Here is a 16534-nt window from a genome sequence, read left to right as displayed (position 1 = left end):
AGCTCAGCTTTCGGTGGCCCAGTCGAAGGGCGCGTCCGGGTCCTGCGGAGCCGCGGGCCGGTTCGGGGGGTGTCCGTCGCTCTCGGTGGCGGAGAGCGCCTGGTGGTGCCGGATGACCTCTTCGATGATGAAGTTCAGGAACTTTTCGGCGAAGTCCGGGTCGAGCTCCGCATTGGCCGCCAGCTGCTTGAGGCGGGCGATCTGGTTCTTCTCCCGCTGGGGGTCTGAGGGCGGGAGCTTGTGCCGCGCCTTGAGCCGCCCGACGCGCTGAGTCGCCTTGAACCGTTCGGCGAGCATGTGGATGAGCGCCGCGTCGATGTTGTCGATGGAGGAGCGCATGGACAGCAGCTCCTGCAGAATCTCTGGGTCGACGTATTTCCCGGCTTCGCCGGCCCGGTCGTAGGAGGGCTGCTGGGTGCTCATCCTCACACCCTAGCGAAATCCGGCTAGGCAGGCTGGTAGTGGCGGCTGCGGGCGGTGTCGATGGTGGCCTGGCCCAGCACCCGTGTTCCCTGGTACATCACAGCGGTCTGGCCTGGGGCGACGCCCTTGAGGGAATCGATCAGCTCCACGTGCAGGCGGGGGGAGCCGTCGTCGTCATGCTGCACGCGCGCCCGGGCGGGCACAGGGTCGGCGTGGGCGCGGATCTGCAGCTCGATGTCGAACGGGGTGCCCGCGGCGGCCTCCTCGACGGGCCGGCCGGCCCATGAGAGCCGGATGCCGGTGATGAAGTCCACCTCCAGCAGCTCCTGGGGCCCGGCGACGACGGTGTTCTCCTTGGGGCGGATCTCCAGCACGAACCGGGGCTTGCCGTCCGGGGCGGGCCGTCCCAGCTTCATGCCGCGGCGCTGTCCCACGGTGAACGCCTGCGCGCCGTCGTGCTCGCCGAGCTGCTCGCCCTCGGGGTCGACGATGGGGCCCTGCTGCAGGTCGATCTGCTCGGCCAGCCACCCGCGGGTGTCTCCGTCGGGGATGAAGCAGATGTCGTGGGAGTCGGGCTTCTTCGCCACGGAGAGGCCGCGCTCGGCGGCTTCGGCCCGCACCAGATCCTTGGAGGGGGTGTCGCCGAGGGGGAAGTAGCAGTGGGCGAGCTGCTTCTCGTTGAGCACGCCCAGCACGTACGACTGGTCCTTGGTCCAGGTGGCGGCGCGGTGCAGCTCGCGCGTGCCGTCCTGCTGCTCGATGATGTGGGCGTAGTGGCCGGTGGCGACCGCGTCGAAGCCCAGAGCGATCGCCTTGTCCAGCAGCGCTTCGAATTTGATCTTCTCGTTGCAGCGCATGCACGGGTTGGGGGTCCGGCCGGCGGCGTACTCGGCGATGAAGTCGTCGACCACATCTGCTTTGAACCGTTCGGAGAAGTCCCACACGTAGAAGGGGATGCCGAGCTTCTCGCAGGCGCGCCAGGCGTCGGAGGAGTCTTCGATGGTGCAGCAGCCTCTGGAGCCGGTGCGCAGGGTCCCGGGCATGCGGGACAGGGCCAGGTGCACGCCGACCACCTCGTGGCCGGCGTCGACGGCGCGGGCTGCGGCGACGGCTGAGTCCACGCCGCCGGACATTGCTGCTAGTACCTTCATCGCGGTATCCAGCGTAGGCGCTCATCCGGATATTCCGAAGCTAGAGCCTGCCCTCGGCCTTCAGGCGGATGTAGGTGTCGGCCAGTGCGGCGGGCAGCTGCCGGGGAGGAGCTTCGACGACTTCGGCCCCCACAGCGGTCAGCTCGTCGCGGACTGCGGCGGACTCGTAGAGCTGCCGCTCTGCTGCGGCGGCGGAGTAGACGTCGGAGACGCTCTGCCGGGCATCGAGCCGCGCCTGGAGCTCCGGGTCCTGGGGGGAGGCGACGACGACGGTGTGCTGGGAGGCCAGGGTCGGAAGGACGGGCAGCAGCCCCTCCAGCACCGCACCGGCGTCCAGTGCGGTGAGCACCACGACCAGCGCGTGCCGGGTGCTGACCTCGGCCACCCGGGCGGGCAGCTGGGAGAAGTCGGCTTCGACGAGGGCGGGCTGGACGGAGGCGAGCTGCTCGGCCATGTGATGGCTGAAGGAGCCCGCTGCGGCGGAGGAGGCCCGTGCGACCTGCTCGCGGTGGAAGGCGGTCAGGTCCGTGCGGTCGCCTGCGGAGACGGCGAGCGTGCCCAGCAGCATGGCGGCCTCGATGGATGTCTCGATGCGGGGTTCGTCGCCGATCCGCACCGCGGAGGTCCGGGAGGCGTCCAGGCAGAGGATCACCCGGCGTTCGCGTTCGGGCCGCCAGGTGCGCACCACCAGGTGCTCGCCCCGGTCGGCTCCTCCGGCGCGGCGGCGTGCGGTGGCCCGCCAGTCGATGGAGCGCACGTCGTCGCCGCGGACGTAGTCGCGCAGGGAGTCGAACTCGGTGCCGGCGCCAAGGCTCCTGGCGGCGGAGCTTCCGTCGAGCTCACGGATGCGGCGCAGGGCCGACGGCAGGTGCTTCCGGGACCGGAACGGGGGCAGGATCCTCAGGGTTTGGGGCACCCGGTGGGTGACTTGGCGTCCGGCGATCCCCAGGGGCCCGAGGCTGCGCACGGCGATGTGCTCGCTGCGCAGGTGCCCGCGGCGCACGGGTGTGAGGCGGGTCCGGATCTGCAGGGCCTCGCCGGGGTCGATGCTCACGGGGTGAAGCGGCTGCTGGGCGCGGGCGCTGGGCTGCCAGCCGTCTCGGGCGTATCCGCGCAGGCGCCGCCGCCCGGCGTTGTGCAGCACGGTGACGGCCTCGGCGTGCTCGTCGAGGCGGATGGGGCGCACCGGCTCACGTGTCACCGTGATGCGCCGGGGCGAGGCGCAGAGGAGCACATCTGCTGCGGTCAGGGCGGCCAGCAGCCCCACCCACCACCAGAAGGCCCCGGGAAGGAGGACGACGGGGAGGGCGAGGGCCAGGGCGGCCCACAGCGCACGCCGAGTCAGGAGCATCGCGGGCGCGGACTCAGTGCTGCCGCTGAGGGGCTGGGGCGTATGCGGGCTGTGGGCTGGGGGTCCGGCCCTCCGGGCTGTGGACGCCGGGCACCGGGACCGATGCCAGCACGCCGTGGAGCACGTCGTCGGAGGAGACCCCGTCCATGTGCGCCTCGGCGGAGAGCATGACCCGGTGGCGCAGCGCAGGCAGGGCCAGGGCTTTGACGTCGTCCGGGGTGACGTAGTCCCGTCCGGAGAGCCAGGCCCAGGCCTTGGATGCGTTCAGCAGGGCGGTGGCTCCGCGGGGGGAGGCGCCGAGCTGGAAGCTGGGGGCGTCGCGGGTGGCCCGGGCGATGTCGACGATGTAGGCCGAGACCTCCGGGGATGTGGCGACCTGGGCGACTGCCTCACGGGCGGCGAGCACATCCTCGACCCCGGCCACGGGCCGCACGCCTGCGGCGGCGAGGTCTGAGGGGCGGAACCCGGCGGCATGGCGGCGCAGCACCTCGATCTCTTCGTCGCGGGCGGGCATCTCCAGGTGGACCTTCAGCAGGAACCGGTCCAGCTGCGCCTCGGGAAGCGGGTATGTGCCTTCGTACTCGAGCGGGTTCTGCGTGGCGGCCACCAGGAAGGGGTCGGGGAGGGCTCGGCTGACGCCGTCGACGGAGACCTGCCGCTCCTCCATGGCCTCCAGGAGCGCGGCCTGGGTCTTGGGCGGGGTGCGGTTGACCTCGTCGGCGAGCAGCAGGTTCGTGAAAAGCGGCCCCTTGCGGAAGGAGAAGTCTCCGCCTTCTGCGTCGTAGACCAGGGACCCGGTGATGTCGGAGGGCATCAGGTCCGGGGTGAACTGCATCCGCTTGGAGTCCAGGCTCAGGGCGGCCGAGACAGCGCGCACCAGCAGCGTCTTGGCCACACCGGGCACCCCCTGGAGCAGCACGTGGCCGCGCACCAGCAGTGCGATGGTCACCGAGGTGACGGCGGCATCCTGGCCGACGACGGCCTTGGCCACTTCCTCGCGCACGGCGGCCAGCTTCTGCCGGGCCTCATCACTCATCTGTTCTCCTCCGTCGGGGTGTTCACGGTGGTGGTCTGCTGCTCGAGCGTCTGAAGTGCCTGAGCATAGGTCACCAGGTCGGTGCTGCTGTCCACGCGGGGATGCTCCAGCAGCGCGGTCAGCTCCTGCGGGTCGCGTCCTGTGCGGTGCGCGGCGGCGCGGGCCGCTGCGTGGGGTTCGGGATGGGTGCCGAGCCGCAGGGTGCGTCCGAGCCGACGCAGCGTTCCCTGCCGCAGGGCATCGGCGGCACGGCTGTGCGCGTGGGCGCGCTGATACAGCCGGGCACGGCCTTCGGTGAGCTCCCCGGCGGGCACGTTGGCCGGCATGGGCTCGGCGACGACGGGCCCGTAGCGACGGCCGGCGGCGAGGATTCCGATCAGGGCCGCGAGCACCAGCCACCCCATCAGCGGCAGCATCCATCGTCGAGGAGCTGACCGGGGTCAGCCAGTCCTCCTCCCGGCGGGGCTGTCGTCCGCGGAGGGGTGTACCAGATGAGCTGGTCGTCCTCGCCGGAGAGGTCCTGGGCGAGGCTGAGGGCCAGGGCCGCGTTTCCGGCGCGCTCGATCTGCCGGTTCGCGAAGGCGTCGGGGGCGCCGAGGACCAGTCCTTCAGGGGTGTCTGCCAGCAGGTGGCCCTCGGGGTCCACGGGGAAGCACCCCTCGTCGCCCGGGATGACCACTCCGGGGACTGGATGCTCTCGGACGACTGGGCCGCGTCGATCTGGCATTCGGATCCGGCGGGGATCTCGGGGGCGGTGCCGGCCGGGCCGGTCTCGAGGGGCAGCGCACCTTGGGGCAGCTCCTCAGGCACATGCTCGGCGGCCCACGAGTCGCCGAGGATCCAGAGCGCCTGCCGCTGACCGTCGGAGACCTGGCTGAGCAGCTCCTCGCTCAGCTGCCCCTCGGGGCCTCGTCCGAGGTTGGGAGGGAGCATGGTGACGACGCCGGCGTCGGGCAGCTGCCCCATCAGCTCGCGGGCCTCAGTGCCGGAGGAGGCGGCATGCACGGTGATGCCCTCGTCCTCCATGACGGCCGCGAAGGCTCCGTAGCCGTCGAGCTCGGTGCTGCCCAGCGCGTAGGGGCGGGCCTCGCCCTGGTCCATGAGCTGCATCGCCGCGGCGGTGAGCGCGCCGAGGACCAGAAGGATGATCCAGAACTGTCCGCGGGCGAGGGTGCGCCGCGCCGCGGAGCCCAGGCCCACGGCGGTGGGAGCGGGTGCTGTCACTGCGGCGCCACCAGCCTCGGGCCGGAGGCAGCCGCGGCGGGCTCGGCGGCTGCGAGCTCCTCGTCGAGCTGCCGGAGGGCCTCGTACTGCTCCCGACTCAGCGTCCCGCCCCGTAGAGGGAGCGGCTGAAGTCCTCGGCGGCCTGCTGCAGACGGCCCGCGCGGGAGCCGAACCGGGCGTCCAGGGCCGCGCAATCTCGGTGGCGGTGCGGCCTGCCTGCGCGGTGACGAGTGCGCGCTCCTCCGCGGAGCGGGCCATCGCGCGGTAGGTGTCGCGGAAGGCTTCGGCATGCTCGCCGCGGTGGGCGTGCTCCTCAGCCCGGCTCCGCAGCTGCGCTGCGCTCGCCGTCGGGTCGATGTCGACCTGCGGCTCGGCCGAGGGTGCTCGCTCCAGGCGGGGCGGATCAGCAGCACCACGGTGATGACGGCCGCCGCAGCCAGCACCAGCAGCAGCAGCGGCCCGAAGGGCACGTCGAGGCCGGTGGCGTCGGCGAATCGCGCGTCGAGCCATCGCAGGAAGTCGTCGAACGCTTCGCGGAGAGGCCCGGAGAGCTCGCGCTGGTATTGGGCCTCTGAGAGTTCGCTGCGCAGCAGTTCGCGCGCCTCGTCGGGGTGTGGGAGGCCGCCGGGGTCATGGTGCCCTCCATGTCTGTGCGAGCGCCGCAGGCGATGGTTCGTCTCCGTCGGCCTGCATCTGCCGGACGGTGCGGCTGAGCCGCACGTCGAGGGCTTCCTGCCGGATGCGGCTGCTGATGTGGATCATCGCGACGCCGGCGCCCATGAGCGCCACGCCGACGGCGTTGAGGGCGGCTTCGAAGACGTGCAGGCCGATCATCATCCACACGGCGGCGCCCTCATCGGGGCCTGCCCCTGGTCTGCGGCTGATGCGACGCCGGAGGCTATGCCCAGGGGCACTGCTGCGATGCTGATGATGATCAGCACCATGACGAGCAGCAGGAGACCGCCCCCATATTCCTCCACCAGAGTCCGCGGTTGAGCTGGAATGAGCGGGCGACGGCGGAGAAGGCGGTGCGTCGCTCGGTGATGATCACCAGGGTGCATGCAGCAGCGCGGTGGTGATCCATGCCAGCGCCAGGAGGCTCACGGGCACGACGACCACCGCCCCGATGAACAGCGTGATGATGATGATGAAGAGCGCGACGAAGGCTCCGACCATCAGTCCCACGAACAGGAGGACGGTCAGCATGAGCAGGTGGAGGCTCAGCCAGCCCCAGACGGCCGGGGGGTGCCGGAGCGCCTGGCCGAAGCTGGTCTTCAGCCCCAGCCCTGAGCGCAGTGCGGGAATGATCAGCAGCGTGGCCGCGGCGACCCACAGGAGGGAGGAGACGAAGCCCGTGAGGGCGGTGACGGCCAGGAAGGACGCTTCCCCCATGAGTGACAGGGCCATCTCCTGGTCCTCGTAGGCGAGCGGATCGGCCAGGATCCGGTTCATGGAGGAGGGCGCGACGGCGTAGGTCAGCAGGGTCAGCAGCAGGGTGATGGTCCCCGCGACGAAGGGGATGCCGAGCGCGGCCTTGGGGGAGTGGCGGATGATGGCGAGGGCCGCGGCGAAGATCTCGTTGAGGTTGAGCGGCCGCAGCGGGTAGACGCTGCTCGTCCCGGCCTCCTGGGGCGGGAGTGCGCTGAGGGAGCCCCGGCCGGTCTCCATGCGCGCGCCCACCATGTGACCACCATATATCCTGGGCGTCGATACGATGCGAGGAAGGTTGCTGAGGGCTCCATGAAAGCAAAGATTCTGGTGGTCGACGACGATGAGGCGCTTGCCGAGATGATCGGCATCGTTCTGCGCAATGATGGGTTCGATCCGACGTTCTGCGAGACCGGCGATGCGGCATTGGAGGCGTTCCGGGCCAGTGATCCTGATCTGGTGCTCCTGGATCTGATGCTTCCGGGCAAGAACGGCATCGAGGTGTGCCGGGAGATCAGGGATGAGGCTGATACGCCGGTCATCATGCTGACCGCGAAGTCCGACACTGCTGATGTGGTCCGCGGCCTGGAGGCGGGCGCTGACGACTATGTGCCCAAGCCCTTCAAGCCTGCTGAGCTGGTGGCCCGGGTCCGGGCGCGTCTGCGCCCCTCGGACTTGGCGCCGAAGGCTGACGCGGACACCCTGCTGACCGTGGGGGATCTGAGCATCGACGTCGCCGGCCATGAGGTGCGCCGGGGCGATGAGCGCATCTCCCTGACGCCGCTGGAGTTCGATCTGCTGACGACGATGGCGAAGAAGCCGTCTCAGGTGTGGGCCCGCGAGCAGCTGCTGGAGGAGGTCTGGGGCTACAGGCACCAGGCGGACACTCGTCTGGTCAACGTGCACGTGCAGCGGCTGCGCTCCAAGATCGAGCGCGACCCGGAGAGCCCGGAGATCATTCAGACGGTTCGCGGCGTCGGCTATAAGGCGAAGGCGTCCTAGCGGGTGCTGAACCTGCACCGCCTGTGGACCCGGTCGCTTCGCCTTCGTGCGGTGCTGCTGACCGGCCTGTTCACGCTGCTGGGCACGGGGCTGGTGGCCTCGTTCCTCATTTCGCAGGTGACGGACGGGTTCTTTCAGGAGCGCTTCGAGCAGGTGGAGACCGAGGCGACGAGCGGCTTGGGCTATGTGCGCAGCAGTCTGGACACTCTGCCCTCCACGGAGACCACTGCGGTCAATGACTATGTGACCAGCACCTTCAGCGACATCTCGGGGGCGACGAGCCTGCCCCGGGAGACGATGCTGGTGCCGTTGGAGGATGCGGAGAACCTGGCTGTGCAGCCGCGGGCCACGGGTGGGGTGGAGCCTGACGAGGTCATCACGGACGAGATGCGGGATGCGGTCCTGGGCGGTCAGGAGCAGTACTGGCAGTCGATCAGCTACGTCAACGAGAACGGCGACACGGTTCCCGGTGTGATCTTCGGGCTGCGGATCACGTCGCTTCCTCAGGGAAGCACGTACGGGACCTTCTTCATCTACGACTTCTCCTCGGTGCAGGAGAACATCGACTTCGTCTTCCGGATCCTGATGATCGGTGTGGGGATCCTGCTGGTGCTGAACATTGCGATCGCCCTGTGGCTGGCCCGGACCGTGGTGCGGCCGGTCTCCCAGGCTGCGGAGGTGTCGGAGCGGATCGCGGACGGCCAGCTGGATCAGCGTCTGGCCGTGGTGGGCGAGGATGAGATCGCCCGGCTGGGCCAGTCGTTCAACCGGATGGCGTCGAACCTGCAGGATCAGATCGTCCAGCTGGCGAACCTGTCGAAGATGCAGCAGCGGTTCGTCTCCGACGTCTCGCATGAGCTGCGCACCCCGCTGACCACGATCGGCATGGCTGCGAGCATGCTTCATGAGTCGCGCGAGGACTTCGATCCCATGACGCAGCGGACCTCGGAGCTGCTGCACCATCAGGTGGAGCGCTTCGAGGGCCTGCTGGCGGACCTGCTGGAGATGTCGAGGTTCGACGCAGGGGCCGCGGAGCTGTCCCTGAACGAGGTGGACCTGCTGGGCCTGACCAAGGAGGTCCTTCTCACGGCGAAGCCCCTGGCGGACCAGTCCGAGACTCCGGTGTATCTGGTGGTGCAGGGCGAGGACTTCCGCGCTGAGGTGGACCACCGCCGGATCGACCGGATTCTGCGGAACCTCATCAACAATGCCATCGAGCACTCTGAGGGCAGGCCGGTGGACATTGTGATCGCTGCGTCGCCGACGGCGGTGGGTGTGGCGGTCCGTGACTATGGCGTGGGCATGACCTCCGAGGAGGTCTCCCGGGTGTTCGACCGGTTCTGGCGGGCTGATCCTGCGCGGGCCCGCACCACGGGAGGGTCCGGGCTCGGCCTGGCCATCGCGACGGAGGACACACGGCTGCACTCCGGTTCGCTGGATGCGTGGGGCCAGAAGGGGCAGGGGTCCTGCTTCCGGCTGGTCCTTCCGCGCTCGCAGGAGGCTCCCTACCGGGCTGCGCCGCTGGCCCTGCCGCCGAGCTACGCCACCCATGAGCGGCAGAGTGTCGAGGATCGGGACCTCATCAGCGCGGCGGCGGCTCACGAGAGGGTCCATGAGCAGGCGTTGAATGACCAGCCGCTCAGCGCGGCGGCTCGGGCCGAGGACGCCCCTGAGCCCGGTGCGGCTGAGGACGATGATGAGGGAGGAGTGCGATGAGGTCTCGGACCTGGGCGGCCCTGGCGGCTGCCGCGGCGCTGCTGACGGGCACTGCCTGCGCCCCCGCGGTTCCCACGGAGGGCCCGGTGAGCACCTCGGAGGCGGCGCCGCTGCCGGAGTTCAGCGTGAACATCAACCCGGAGCCTCCCGCAGAGGGGGCCTCGCCCGAGGAGATCGTCGAGGGGTTCCTCCAGGCGGGGGCGGGGCCTCAGGACGACTATGCCGTGGCGCGGCAGTACCTGACCCCGGAGGCGTCCCAGGAGTGGGTTCCCGACCAGGGGACCCGGGTCTATTCCGATGAGCCGGAGCTGATACCTGATGGTGACTCGGCGTTCACGCTGCAGGTGCCGGTGGACTCATCGGTGGATGCGGTCGGAACGATGAGCCACCCGCGCAGCGCGGAGTCCTTCTCCTTGGAGATGGAGGAGGTCGAGGGTGAGTGGCGGATTGCCTCCCCGCCTGACATGACGATCCTCGATGACGCGCAGTTCCGGGCCATCTTCACCGATGTGACCATGTACTTCTTCGACCCGCAGCATCGGTTCGCGGTCCCGGACACGCGCTGGTTCCTGAACCGCCCGGGCATGCCTGCCCAGATCGCGGGCCGCCTGCAGCAGGGCCCGGCTGAGTGGCTCAGCGGCGCCGTGGTCTCTGCGCTGGGCGCTCCGGACGACGCCACGCCGCCCACGGTGTCTGTGAACCGTGACAGCCAGGTGGCGACGGTGGGGCTGGACCCGTCGGCTGTGGGGGGTGCGAGCCAGTTTGAGCTGCTTCTGATGCAGTCGCAGCTGGAGATGGCGCTCACCCAGCTGAACACCGTCTCCAGTGTGGAGATCAGCACGGGGGCTGCCGAGGTGGCGATCCCTGATGAGGCTGAGGTGCCGGCGGAGCAGCGCCCCGAGATCGAGCAGACGCCGTACACGACCTCCACGATGGTGGGCATCGTGGGCGACGAGATTGCTCTGCAGGAGGGGACCACCACCTTGGAGCTGTCCGAGCTTCCGGATCTCAGCGCATACTCTCCGCAGGCGCCGGCGCACCCGCGCGATGAGGAGGGCGAGGTCTTCGGGTTCCTCGACGGCGATGCCGAGACGCTCTATCACGTGCGGCTGGGGGACGATGAGCCCACCGCTGCGGTGGAGGGTGAGGATCTGACACGCCCCTCGATGGACAACTACGGCTGGACCTGGACGGTGGACAACGAGGACGACGAGGCATCGGTGCAGGTTGCTGAGCACAACGGCGATGGGGAGTCGGCTCCTCAGTCGGTCTCTGCCGACTGGCTGGAGGGCCGGACGGTGACCTCGCTGCGCGTGGCCCAGGACGGCACCCGGGTGGCGCTGGTCGTCGACGACGGCGGGGTGCGGACGCTGTACGTGGCAGCGATCGGCCGCAACTCCGCCGGCACTCCGCGAAGCATCGGCCCGGGCCGTGTGCTGGAGCCCACCCTGGACATCAGCGAGGTGCGCTGGGCGACCAATGACAGCCTTCTGGTGTGGGACCCGGTCCCGGGGGATCCGGAGTCGGACGATCCGCCCACGGATGTCGGAGAGATTGAGCGCGTCTGGCTGACCGGCGAGCAGGAGGTGCTGGAGAACGGCGTGGCCGGCCTGCAGAATGTGGCCGCCGGTGAAGGCTCCGGTGGAGGCCAGAGAATCTACGTCGAGGGCAGCATCAACCCGTTCCTCAACGAGCTCGGCGAGCAGTGGGAGCCCAACGACGACGTGGAGATCCGCGACTTCGCCTACCCCGGCTGACCTCCCGGCCTCCCCGCAGGCCGGGCTGCCTCTTCCACAGGGGGTGCGTCGCACGGTCCGGCCCGGGGACGCTGGTCCCATGTCGGTAGGCCATGGGTTCGGCGCCACCCTGGACGCCCTGTGGTTCTCGTCGGCGGGGATCGCGGCGCGCGGCGCCTGCGCGGCGGCATCAGACCTGATCATGCCGCAGCAGTGCGGCGGCTGCTGGGCCCCTGCCTGCGTGCTGTGCGAGGAGTGCGCAGAGGATCTGCGGCTGATGCTCAGGGCGCCGTTCTGGGCGCAGGAGGGCGCCCGCGCGCTCCCCTGTCCTGCCGGAGCCGGACTGGAGGGGTTGCCTGATGCTCATCCGGGGGCTGGTGCGGACGGGCTGTTCGTGCTGCCTGTGCTCAGCGCAGCGGCGTACAGCAGGGTGGTCTCGCAGGCCGTGGTGGCCTTCAAGGACCACGAGCGGGTCAGGCTGCGGGAAGCTCTGGCGCCGGCATTGGGACGGGCAGCGCGCCTGGCTGCGGCCTCACTGCTGGCCCCGCATGAGTCGGCGCTGCTGGTGACCCCTCCGGGAACCCTGGCCTCTCGGCTCCGCCGCGGGCGCTCTCCTCTGCATGAGCTGCTCGTCGCGGCTGATCTGCCGCCAGCTGTCACGCCGGCCTTCGGGCTGGTGCGCTGGGGGCCGACGGATGAGGCGGCCTCGCTGCGGCCGGGCGCTGGGCAGAAGGGCCGCAGCGCAGCCGGCCGACGCAGCAGCGCCCCGTGCCGCGGCTGACGGCAGAGGGACGCCGGGTGCTGCCGGGGTCGACCGTCCTTCTGGCCGATGATGTGCTCACCACTGGGTCCACGCTGAAGCGGCTGAGCATGGCGCTCAGCGCCGCAGGAGCGCAGGTGCGAGGGGGCGTGGTGCTGGCCGCAGCGGCACGGTGAGGCCCGTCATTCTCGGCGCCCACGAGGAATGTTGGGAATGCTCTTCACACCGAGGTCTGCTCGGGCATAGGGTCAAGTATGGGTATCACTTAGACGAGACCCATCGCACCGGCGGTGGCCTCGAAAGCACCTCAAGGTCCCGTCAGTGCGCGACACGCGCGAAAGCGAGGAGGACCGGAAATGACCCTGCAGGTGACCTACACCGGACGAGGCATCAGTGTTCCGCAGGACTTCAGAGACCATGTCGAGATGAAGAGCGACAAAGCCGCCTCCCTGGCCGATAAGGGGCAGCGGATGGAGGTCAAGCTTTCCTCCCAGACCGGGCACCGAAGCGCGGAGACCACCATGGTGGTGGAGCTCACCGTCATCGGACGAGGCCCCATCATCCGTTCCGAGGCTCAGGCGGCTGACAAGTTCGCCGCTTTCGAGACGGCGTGGGACAAGCTCTGCGAGCGTCTCCGCAGAGCGCGCGACAAGAAGAAGTCCAAGGCTCATGGCAATGGAAGCGGGCGGGCCAACGGCGGCAGCCACACGCCTCCGGGCCTCGGAGCCGCACTCGCCGGCCTGACGCCGGTGGATCCGGATCGTCCGATCTATGAGCAGGTCACCGATGCTGAGCGGGCCGATGACGCCCCGCCGGCTGAGGAGGACGCCGATGAGCCCATCCGCATCCGGCGCAAGGTGTTCTCGGCGGAGCCGATGAGCGTGGATGCGGCGGTCGACGCGATGGAGCTGCTCGGCCACGACTTCTACCTCTACCTCGACGTGGAGACCGGCCAGCCCTCGGCTGTCTATCGCCGCCGCGGCTGGACCTACGGCGTCATCTCCTTGGACGCCTCCGCCGAGGGAGGCGACGAGGAGGAGCGGCCCTACAGGCCGGAGAACGGTGCCACGCTGCAGAGCCTGAGGTCAGCAGCCTGATCCTGGATCCGACTGCAGGCAGCGCAGAGGCGGGGTCCCTGATGGCGGGGCCCCGCCTCTGCGCGCGGGTAGACTCCCCACAGATTTCTGCCGCCACCGTCTGAAGAGGTTCTCCGTGACCGTTCGCCTGTCCCACCTGTTCCTGCGCACGCTGCGCGAGGCCCCCTCAGAGGCTGAGGTGGCCAGCCACCAGCTGCTGGTCCGCGCCGGCTACATCCGCCGCGCGGGTGCGGGCATCTACACCTGGCTGCCGCTGGGCCTGAGCGTGCTGCGCAGAATCGAGCAGATCATCCGCGAGGAGATGCACGCCATCGGGGCCCAGGAGGTGCACTTCCCCGCCCTGCTGCCCAAGGAGCCGTATGAGGCCACAGGCCGCTGGGAGGAGTACGGCGACGGCATCTTCCGCGTGCCGGACCGCAAGGCGGAGCAGGTCGAGTACACCGACCAGGACGGGGAGACGCAGACCGTGCGGGTGCCGAACCACCTGCTGGCGCCGACGCATGAGGAGGTGTTCACCCAGCTGGTCAAGGACATCGCCGGCAGCTACAAGGACCTGCCGCTGAACCTGTACCAGATCCAGACGAAGTACCGGGATGAGGCACGTCCTCGTGCGGGCCTGCTGCGGGGCAGGGAGTTCATCATGAAGGATTCCTACAGCTTCTGCCTCACGGAGGAGGACCAGCAGGCGGCGTATGACGCTCACCGCGCTGCGTATGTGCGCATCTTTGAGCGGCTGGGCCTGCCGGCGGTGCCGGTGAGCGCGCAGTCCGGCGCTATGGGAGGGGCCGCCTCGGAGGAGTTCCTGCATCCGAGTCCTGTCGGCGAGGACACCTTCGTGGAGTCGGCCGGCGGGTACCGGGCCAATGTGGAGGCCGTGACGACGCCTGCGCCCGAGCCGATCGAGTACGGCGACGCCCCGGCGGCGCAGGTGCACCATACGCCGGGCACGGACACCATCGAGACGCTGGTGGCTGCGGCCAATGCTGATCACCCCAGGGAGGACCGCGCGTGGACCGCCGCGGACACGCTGAAGAACGTGGTGGTCTCGGTGACGACTCCGGAGGGCCAGCGGCTTCTGGCCGTCATCGGCGTTCCGGGCGACCGCGAGGTGGACCTCAAGCGCGCCGAGGCGACCATCGGCCCCAAGCTCGGAGTGGAGGGGGAGGTCCAGCTGGAGGCGGCGAACGAGGCCGACCTCAAGGCGCATCCTCGTCTGGTGCGCGGCTACATCGGCCCTGGGATCTCCACGGGCGCGCCTCACCTGGGAGCGTCGCTTCCCACCGAGTCGGCGACGGGCATCCCCTACCTGGTGGATCCGCGGGTCGTCTCCGGAACCCGGTGGATCACCGGGGCGAACGAGCAGGATCAGCATGTCTTCGGGCTGGTCGCCGGCCGCGACTTCGGCTGGGACGGCACGATCGAGTCGGTGGTGGTGCGCGACGGCGACCCCGCACCGGACGGGTCCGGCCCGCTGGAGACCCGTCGCGGCATCGAGATGGGCCACATCTTCATGCTGGGCCGCCGGTACGCGGAGGCGCTGGGCCTGCAGCTGCTCAACGCTGACGGCAAGCTTCAGACGGTGACGATGGGCTCCTACGGCTTCGGCGTCACCCGTGCGCTGGCTGCGCTGGCGGAGTCCAACCATGATGACAAGGGCCTGATCTGGCCGTTGGCGGTGGCCCCTGCACAGGTCCACCTGGTGGCCACCGGCAAGGGCGAGGAGATCTTCGAGTATGCGGATCAGCTGGCGCGCCAGCTGGAGGCGGCCGGCGTGGACGTGATCTACGACGACCGGCCCAAGGTCTCCCCGGGCGTGAAGTTCGGCGACGCTGAGCTTCTCGGCGTGCCCAACATCGTGGTGGTCGGACGCGGCCTCAAGGACGGCACGGTCGAGCTGAAGGACCGCCGCACCGGTGACGTCACAGAGCTGCCGTCGGATGAGGCGGCCACGCGGATCGCGGAGCGCGTCGCGTCCCAGCGCTGAGCCCGCTGGACGGCGGCGGCGCATATCCCTGGCAGAATGGGCGGCATGGCTGTACCACCGCGCGCTGGAGATGATCGCCGCTTCCCCGACGAGCGGGCCGAGCGGCTCGCCGGGCTGATCGAACCCACCGTGGAGGCGCACGGCCTCTACCTGGAGGAGCTTCGGCTGAAGCCGGGGGCCACGGGCCACCTGCAGGTGGTGGTCGACTACTTCTCGGGCACCGACAGCGTCGATCTGGACACGCTCGCGAGCCTTTCGCAGGCGATGGAGGTGGTCCTGGATGAGCACGCTGAGTCTGGGCCGCTGGCCGAGGTGGCCGCCTATGAGCTGGAGGTCTCGACCCCGGGCGCGTCCCGGCCGCTGACCGAACCTCGGCACTTTCGCCGGAACCTCGGGCGGAAGATTGAGGTCGAGCGGGAGGGCGAGTCGCCCATGGTCGGCCGTCTCAAGGACGTGGACGACGAGAGCATCACGGTCCAGGAGATCATCGAGCCCCCCAAGAAGGGCATGACCCCTAAGCAGGGGCCGGAAACACGCGTGCCGATGTCCTCGGTGGCTCGAGCACGCGTACAGGTAGAGTTTTCACACCAGGAGTAACGACGTTGGGCATGCCGCGGTTTGGACGGGCGGCAGGCTGGGAGGCAACAAGTGGATATCGATATGAGCGCGCTGCGCATGCTCGTCGCTGAGCGTGACATTCCCCTGGAGCGGCTGATGCCGGCCATCGAGCAGGCGCTGCTCCTGGCCTATCAGAAGTCGCCGGGGGCTATGCAGCGTGCCCGCGCTGAGGTGGATGAGAAGACGGGCCACGTCACGATCTGGGCCAAGGAGCTCGACGAGGACGGCAGCATCGTGGGGGAGTTCGACGACACCCCCAGCAACTTCGGGCGCATCGCCGCCTCAACCGCCCGCCAGGTCATCATGCAGCGCATCCGCGATGCTGAGGATGACCAGGTGCTCGGCGAGTTCAAGGGCCGTGAGGGTGAGCTGATCTCCGGGATCGTCCAGCAGGGACGCCATCCTGAGATGGTGCAGGTCGACATCGGCGGCATTGAGGCGGTCCTTCCTCCCCAGGAGCAGGCGCCCGGCGAGACGTACACGCACGGCTCGCGGCTGCGCGCCTACGTGGTCGAGGCCCGCCGGGGCTTCAAGGGTCCGTCCATCACGCTCTCCCGCTCCCACCCGGGCCTGGTCAAGAAGCTCTTCGCCCACGAGGTGCCGGAGATCGCCGACGGCACGGTGGAGATCACGTCCATCGCCCGTGAGGCAGGCCACCGCACCAAGATCGCGGTCCGGGCCACCCAGCCGGGCATCAACGCCAAGGGTGCCTGCATCGGCGCCATGGGCTCCCGGGTCCGCGCTGTGATGACCGAGCTCAACGACGAGAAGATCGACATCATCGACTTCGACGACGAGCCGGCGTCCTACATCGCACACGCCCTTTCGCCCTCCAAGGTGAGCTCTGTCACCGTGTTGGATGAGGCTCAGCGCTCCGCACGAGCTGTGGTGCCGGAGTACCAGCTCTCCCTTGCGATCGGCAAAGAGGGGCAGAATGCGCGCCTGGCGGCCAAGCTCACCGGGTGGCGCATCGACATCGTTTCCGACGCCGCCGCGCGCTGACCGAAA

At 69.5% G+C, this 16534-nt stretch carries 19 protein-coding genes; 11 read left to right on the top strand and 8 right to left on the bottom strand.

Annotated features, from left to right (window positions below):
• Positions 1–3 precede the first annotated feature (3 nt).
• The 6 genes from FS388_RS03110 to FS388_RS03085 are packed head-to-tail and all read right to left on the bottom strand — an operon-like array spanning position 4 to position 4640.
• Positions 4–423, bottom strand: a complete 420-nt coding sequence (locus FS388_RS03110; protein WP_146339600.1) for a chorismate mutase — start codon at positions 421–423, stop codon at positions 4–6.
• 23 nt (positions 424–446) lie between these two features.
• Positions 447–1574, bottom strand: a complete 1128-nt coding sequence (mnmA, locus tag FS388_RS03105; protein ID WP_146339597.1) for a tRNA 2-thiouridine(34) synthase MnmA — start codon at positions 1572–1574, stop codon at positions 447–449.
• A gap of 40 nt (positions 1575–1614) precedes the next feature.
• Positions 1615–2925 (bottom strand): DUF58 domain-containing protein, encoded by a 1311-nt coding sequence (locus tag FS388_RS03100; protein ID WP_146339596.1) that lies wholly within the window; start codon positions 2923–2925, stop codon positions 1615–1617.
• Positions 2926–2938: 13 nt separating this feature from the next.
• On the bottom strand, positions 2939–3961 hold the full coding sequence (locus FS388_RS03095; protein ID WP_146339593.1) for a MoxR family ATPase: 1023 nt from the start codon (positions 3959–3961) through the stop codon (positions 2939–2941).
• Positions 3958–4365, bottom strand: a complete 408-nt coding sequence (locus FS388_RS03090; protein ID WP_168198576.1) for a hypothetical protein — start codon at positions 4363–4365, stop codon at positions 3958–3960. Before FS388_RS03090 ends, FS388_RS03095 begins: the two co-directional genes overlap by 4 nt.
• Positions 4365–4640 carry a hypothetical protein gene (locus FS388_RS03085; protein WP_146339589.1) on the bottom strand — a complete coding sequence of 92 codons (276 nt, stop codon included), beginning with the start codon at positions 4638–4640 and terminating at the stop codon, positions 4365–4367. Before FS388_RS03085 ends, FS388_RS03090 begins: the two co-directional genes overlap by 1 nt.
• A gap of 110 nt (positions 4641–4750) precedes the next feature.
• Here FS388_RS03085 and FS388_RS03080 point away from each other — a divergent pair, with 110 nt between their 5' ends.
• Positions 4751–5314 carry a hypothetical protein gene (locus FS388_RS03080; protein ID WP_146339587.1) on the top strand — a complete coding sequence of 188 codons (564 nt, stop codon included), beginning with the start codon at positions 4751–4753 and terminating at the stop codon, positions 5312–5314.
• Positions 5315–5565: 251 nt separating this feature from the next.
• On the top strand, positions 5566–5760 hold the full coding sequence (locus FS388_RS03075; RefSeq protein WP_146339585.1) for a hypothetical protein: 195 nt from the start codon (positions 5566–5568) through the stop codon (positions 5758–5760).
• A gap of 55 nt (positions 5761–5815) precedes the next feature.
• On the opposite strand, the gene FS388_RS03070 is transcribed toward FS388_RS03075, so the two are convergent.
• Both FS388_RS03070 and FS388_RS03065 read right to left on the bottom strand, forming a co-directional pair.
• Positions 5816–6028: a hypothetical protein gene (locus tag FS388_RS03070; protein WP_146339583.1), complete on the bottom strand. Its 213-nt coding sequence runs from the start codon at positions 6026–6028 to the stop codon at positions 5816–5818.
• 204 nt (positions 6029–6232) lie between these two features.
• Entirely contained in the window at positions 6233–6868 is a 636-nt protein-coding gene (locus FS388_RS03065) for a hypothetical protein (protein ID WP_146339581.1), read from the bottom strand.
• A gap of 57 nt (positions 6869–6925) precedes the next feature.
• On the opposite strand from FS388_RS03065, the gene mtrA reads away from it, so the two are divergent.
• The 9 genes from mtrA to nusA all read left to right on the top strand — a co-directional run bounded on the left by mtrA (position 6926) and on the right by nusA (position 16528).
• Positions 6926–7615, top strand: a complete 690-nt coding sequence (gene mtrA / locus FS388_RS03060) for an MtrAB system response regulator MtrA (protein WP_146339579.1) — start codon at positions 6926–6928, stop codon at positions 7613–7615.
• Between the two features lie 3 nt (positions 7616–7618).
• The gene (gene mtrB / locus FS388_RS03055) at positions 7619–9331 is read left to right on the top strand and encodes an MtrAB system histidine kinase MtrB (RefSeq protein WP_146339577.1); all 1713 of its coding nucleotides are present in this window, start codon (positions 7619–7621) and stop codon (positions 9329–9331) included.
• The gene (locus tag FS388_RS03050) at positions 9328–11088 is read left to right on the top strand and encodes an LpqB family beta-propeller domain-containing protein (RefSeq protein WP_146339575.1); all 1761 of its coding nucleotides are present in this window, start codon (positions 9328–9330) and stop codon (positions 11086–11088) included. Before mtrB ends, FS388_RS03050 begins: the two co-directional genes overlap by 4 nt.
• Before the next feature lie 79 nt (positions 11089–11167).
• The gene (locus tag FS388_RS03045; RefSeq protein ID WP_146339573.1) at positions 11168–11848 is read left to right on the top strand and encodes a hypothetical protein; all 681 of its coding nucleotides are present in this window, start codon (positions 11168–11170) and stop codon (positions 11846–11848) included.
• The gene (locus FS388_RS03040) at positions 11836–12003 is read left to right on the top strand and encodes a phosphoribosyltransferase family protein (RefSeq protein ID WP_146339571.1); all 168 of its coding nucleotides are present in this window, start codon (positions 11836–11838) and stop codon (positions 12001–12003) included. The genes FS388_RS03045 and FS388_RS03040 overlap by 13 nt, the downstream gene beginning before the upstream one ends.
• A 180-nt stretch (positions 12004–12183) precedes the next feature.
• Positions 12184–12924, top strand: a complete 741-nt coding sequence (gene hpf, locus FS388_RS03035; RefSeq protein WP_146339569.1) for a ribosome hibernation-promoting factor, HPF/YfiA family — start codon at positions 12184–12186, stop codon at positions 12922–12924.
• 115 nt (positions 12925–13039) lie between these two features.
• Complete coding sequence (locus tag FS388_RS03030) at positions 13040–14908, top strand: proline--tRNA ligase (protein WP_146339567.1); 1869 nt, start codon at positions 13040–13042, stop codon at positions 14906–14908.
• A 45-nt stretch (positions 14909–14953) separates the two neighbouring features.
• Complete coding sequence (rimP, locus tag FS388_RS03025) at positions 14954–15505, top strand: ribosome maturation factor RimP (protein WP_168198574.1); 552 nt, start codon at positions 14954–14956, stop codon at positions 15503–15505.
• Positions 15506–15556: 51 nt separating this feature from the next.
• Positions 15557–16528, top strand: coding sequence for a transcription termination factor NusA (gene nusA / locus FS388_RS03020; RefSeq protein ID WP_146339563.1), 972 nt, complete (start codon positions 15557–15559; stop codon positions 16526–16528).
• Positions 16529–16534 lie beyond the last annotated feature (6 nt).

It is taken from the genome of Nesterenkonia sp. NBAIMH1, assembly GCF_007922635.1.
In the GTDB taxonomy this organism is placed as follows: Bacteria; Actinomycetota; Actinomycetes; order Actinomycetales; family Micrococcaceae; genus Nesterenkonia; species Nesterenkonia pannonica.
Note: the sequence above shows the minus strand (reverse complement) of the source record. Positions and strands in the feature narration are given on the sequence as shown.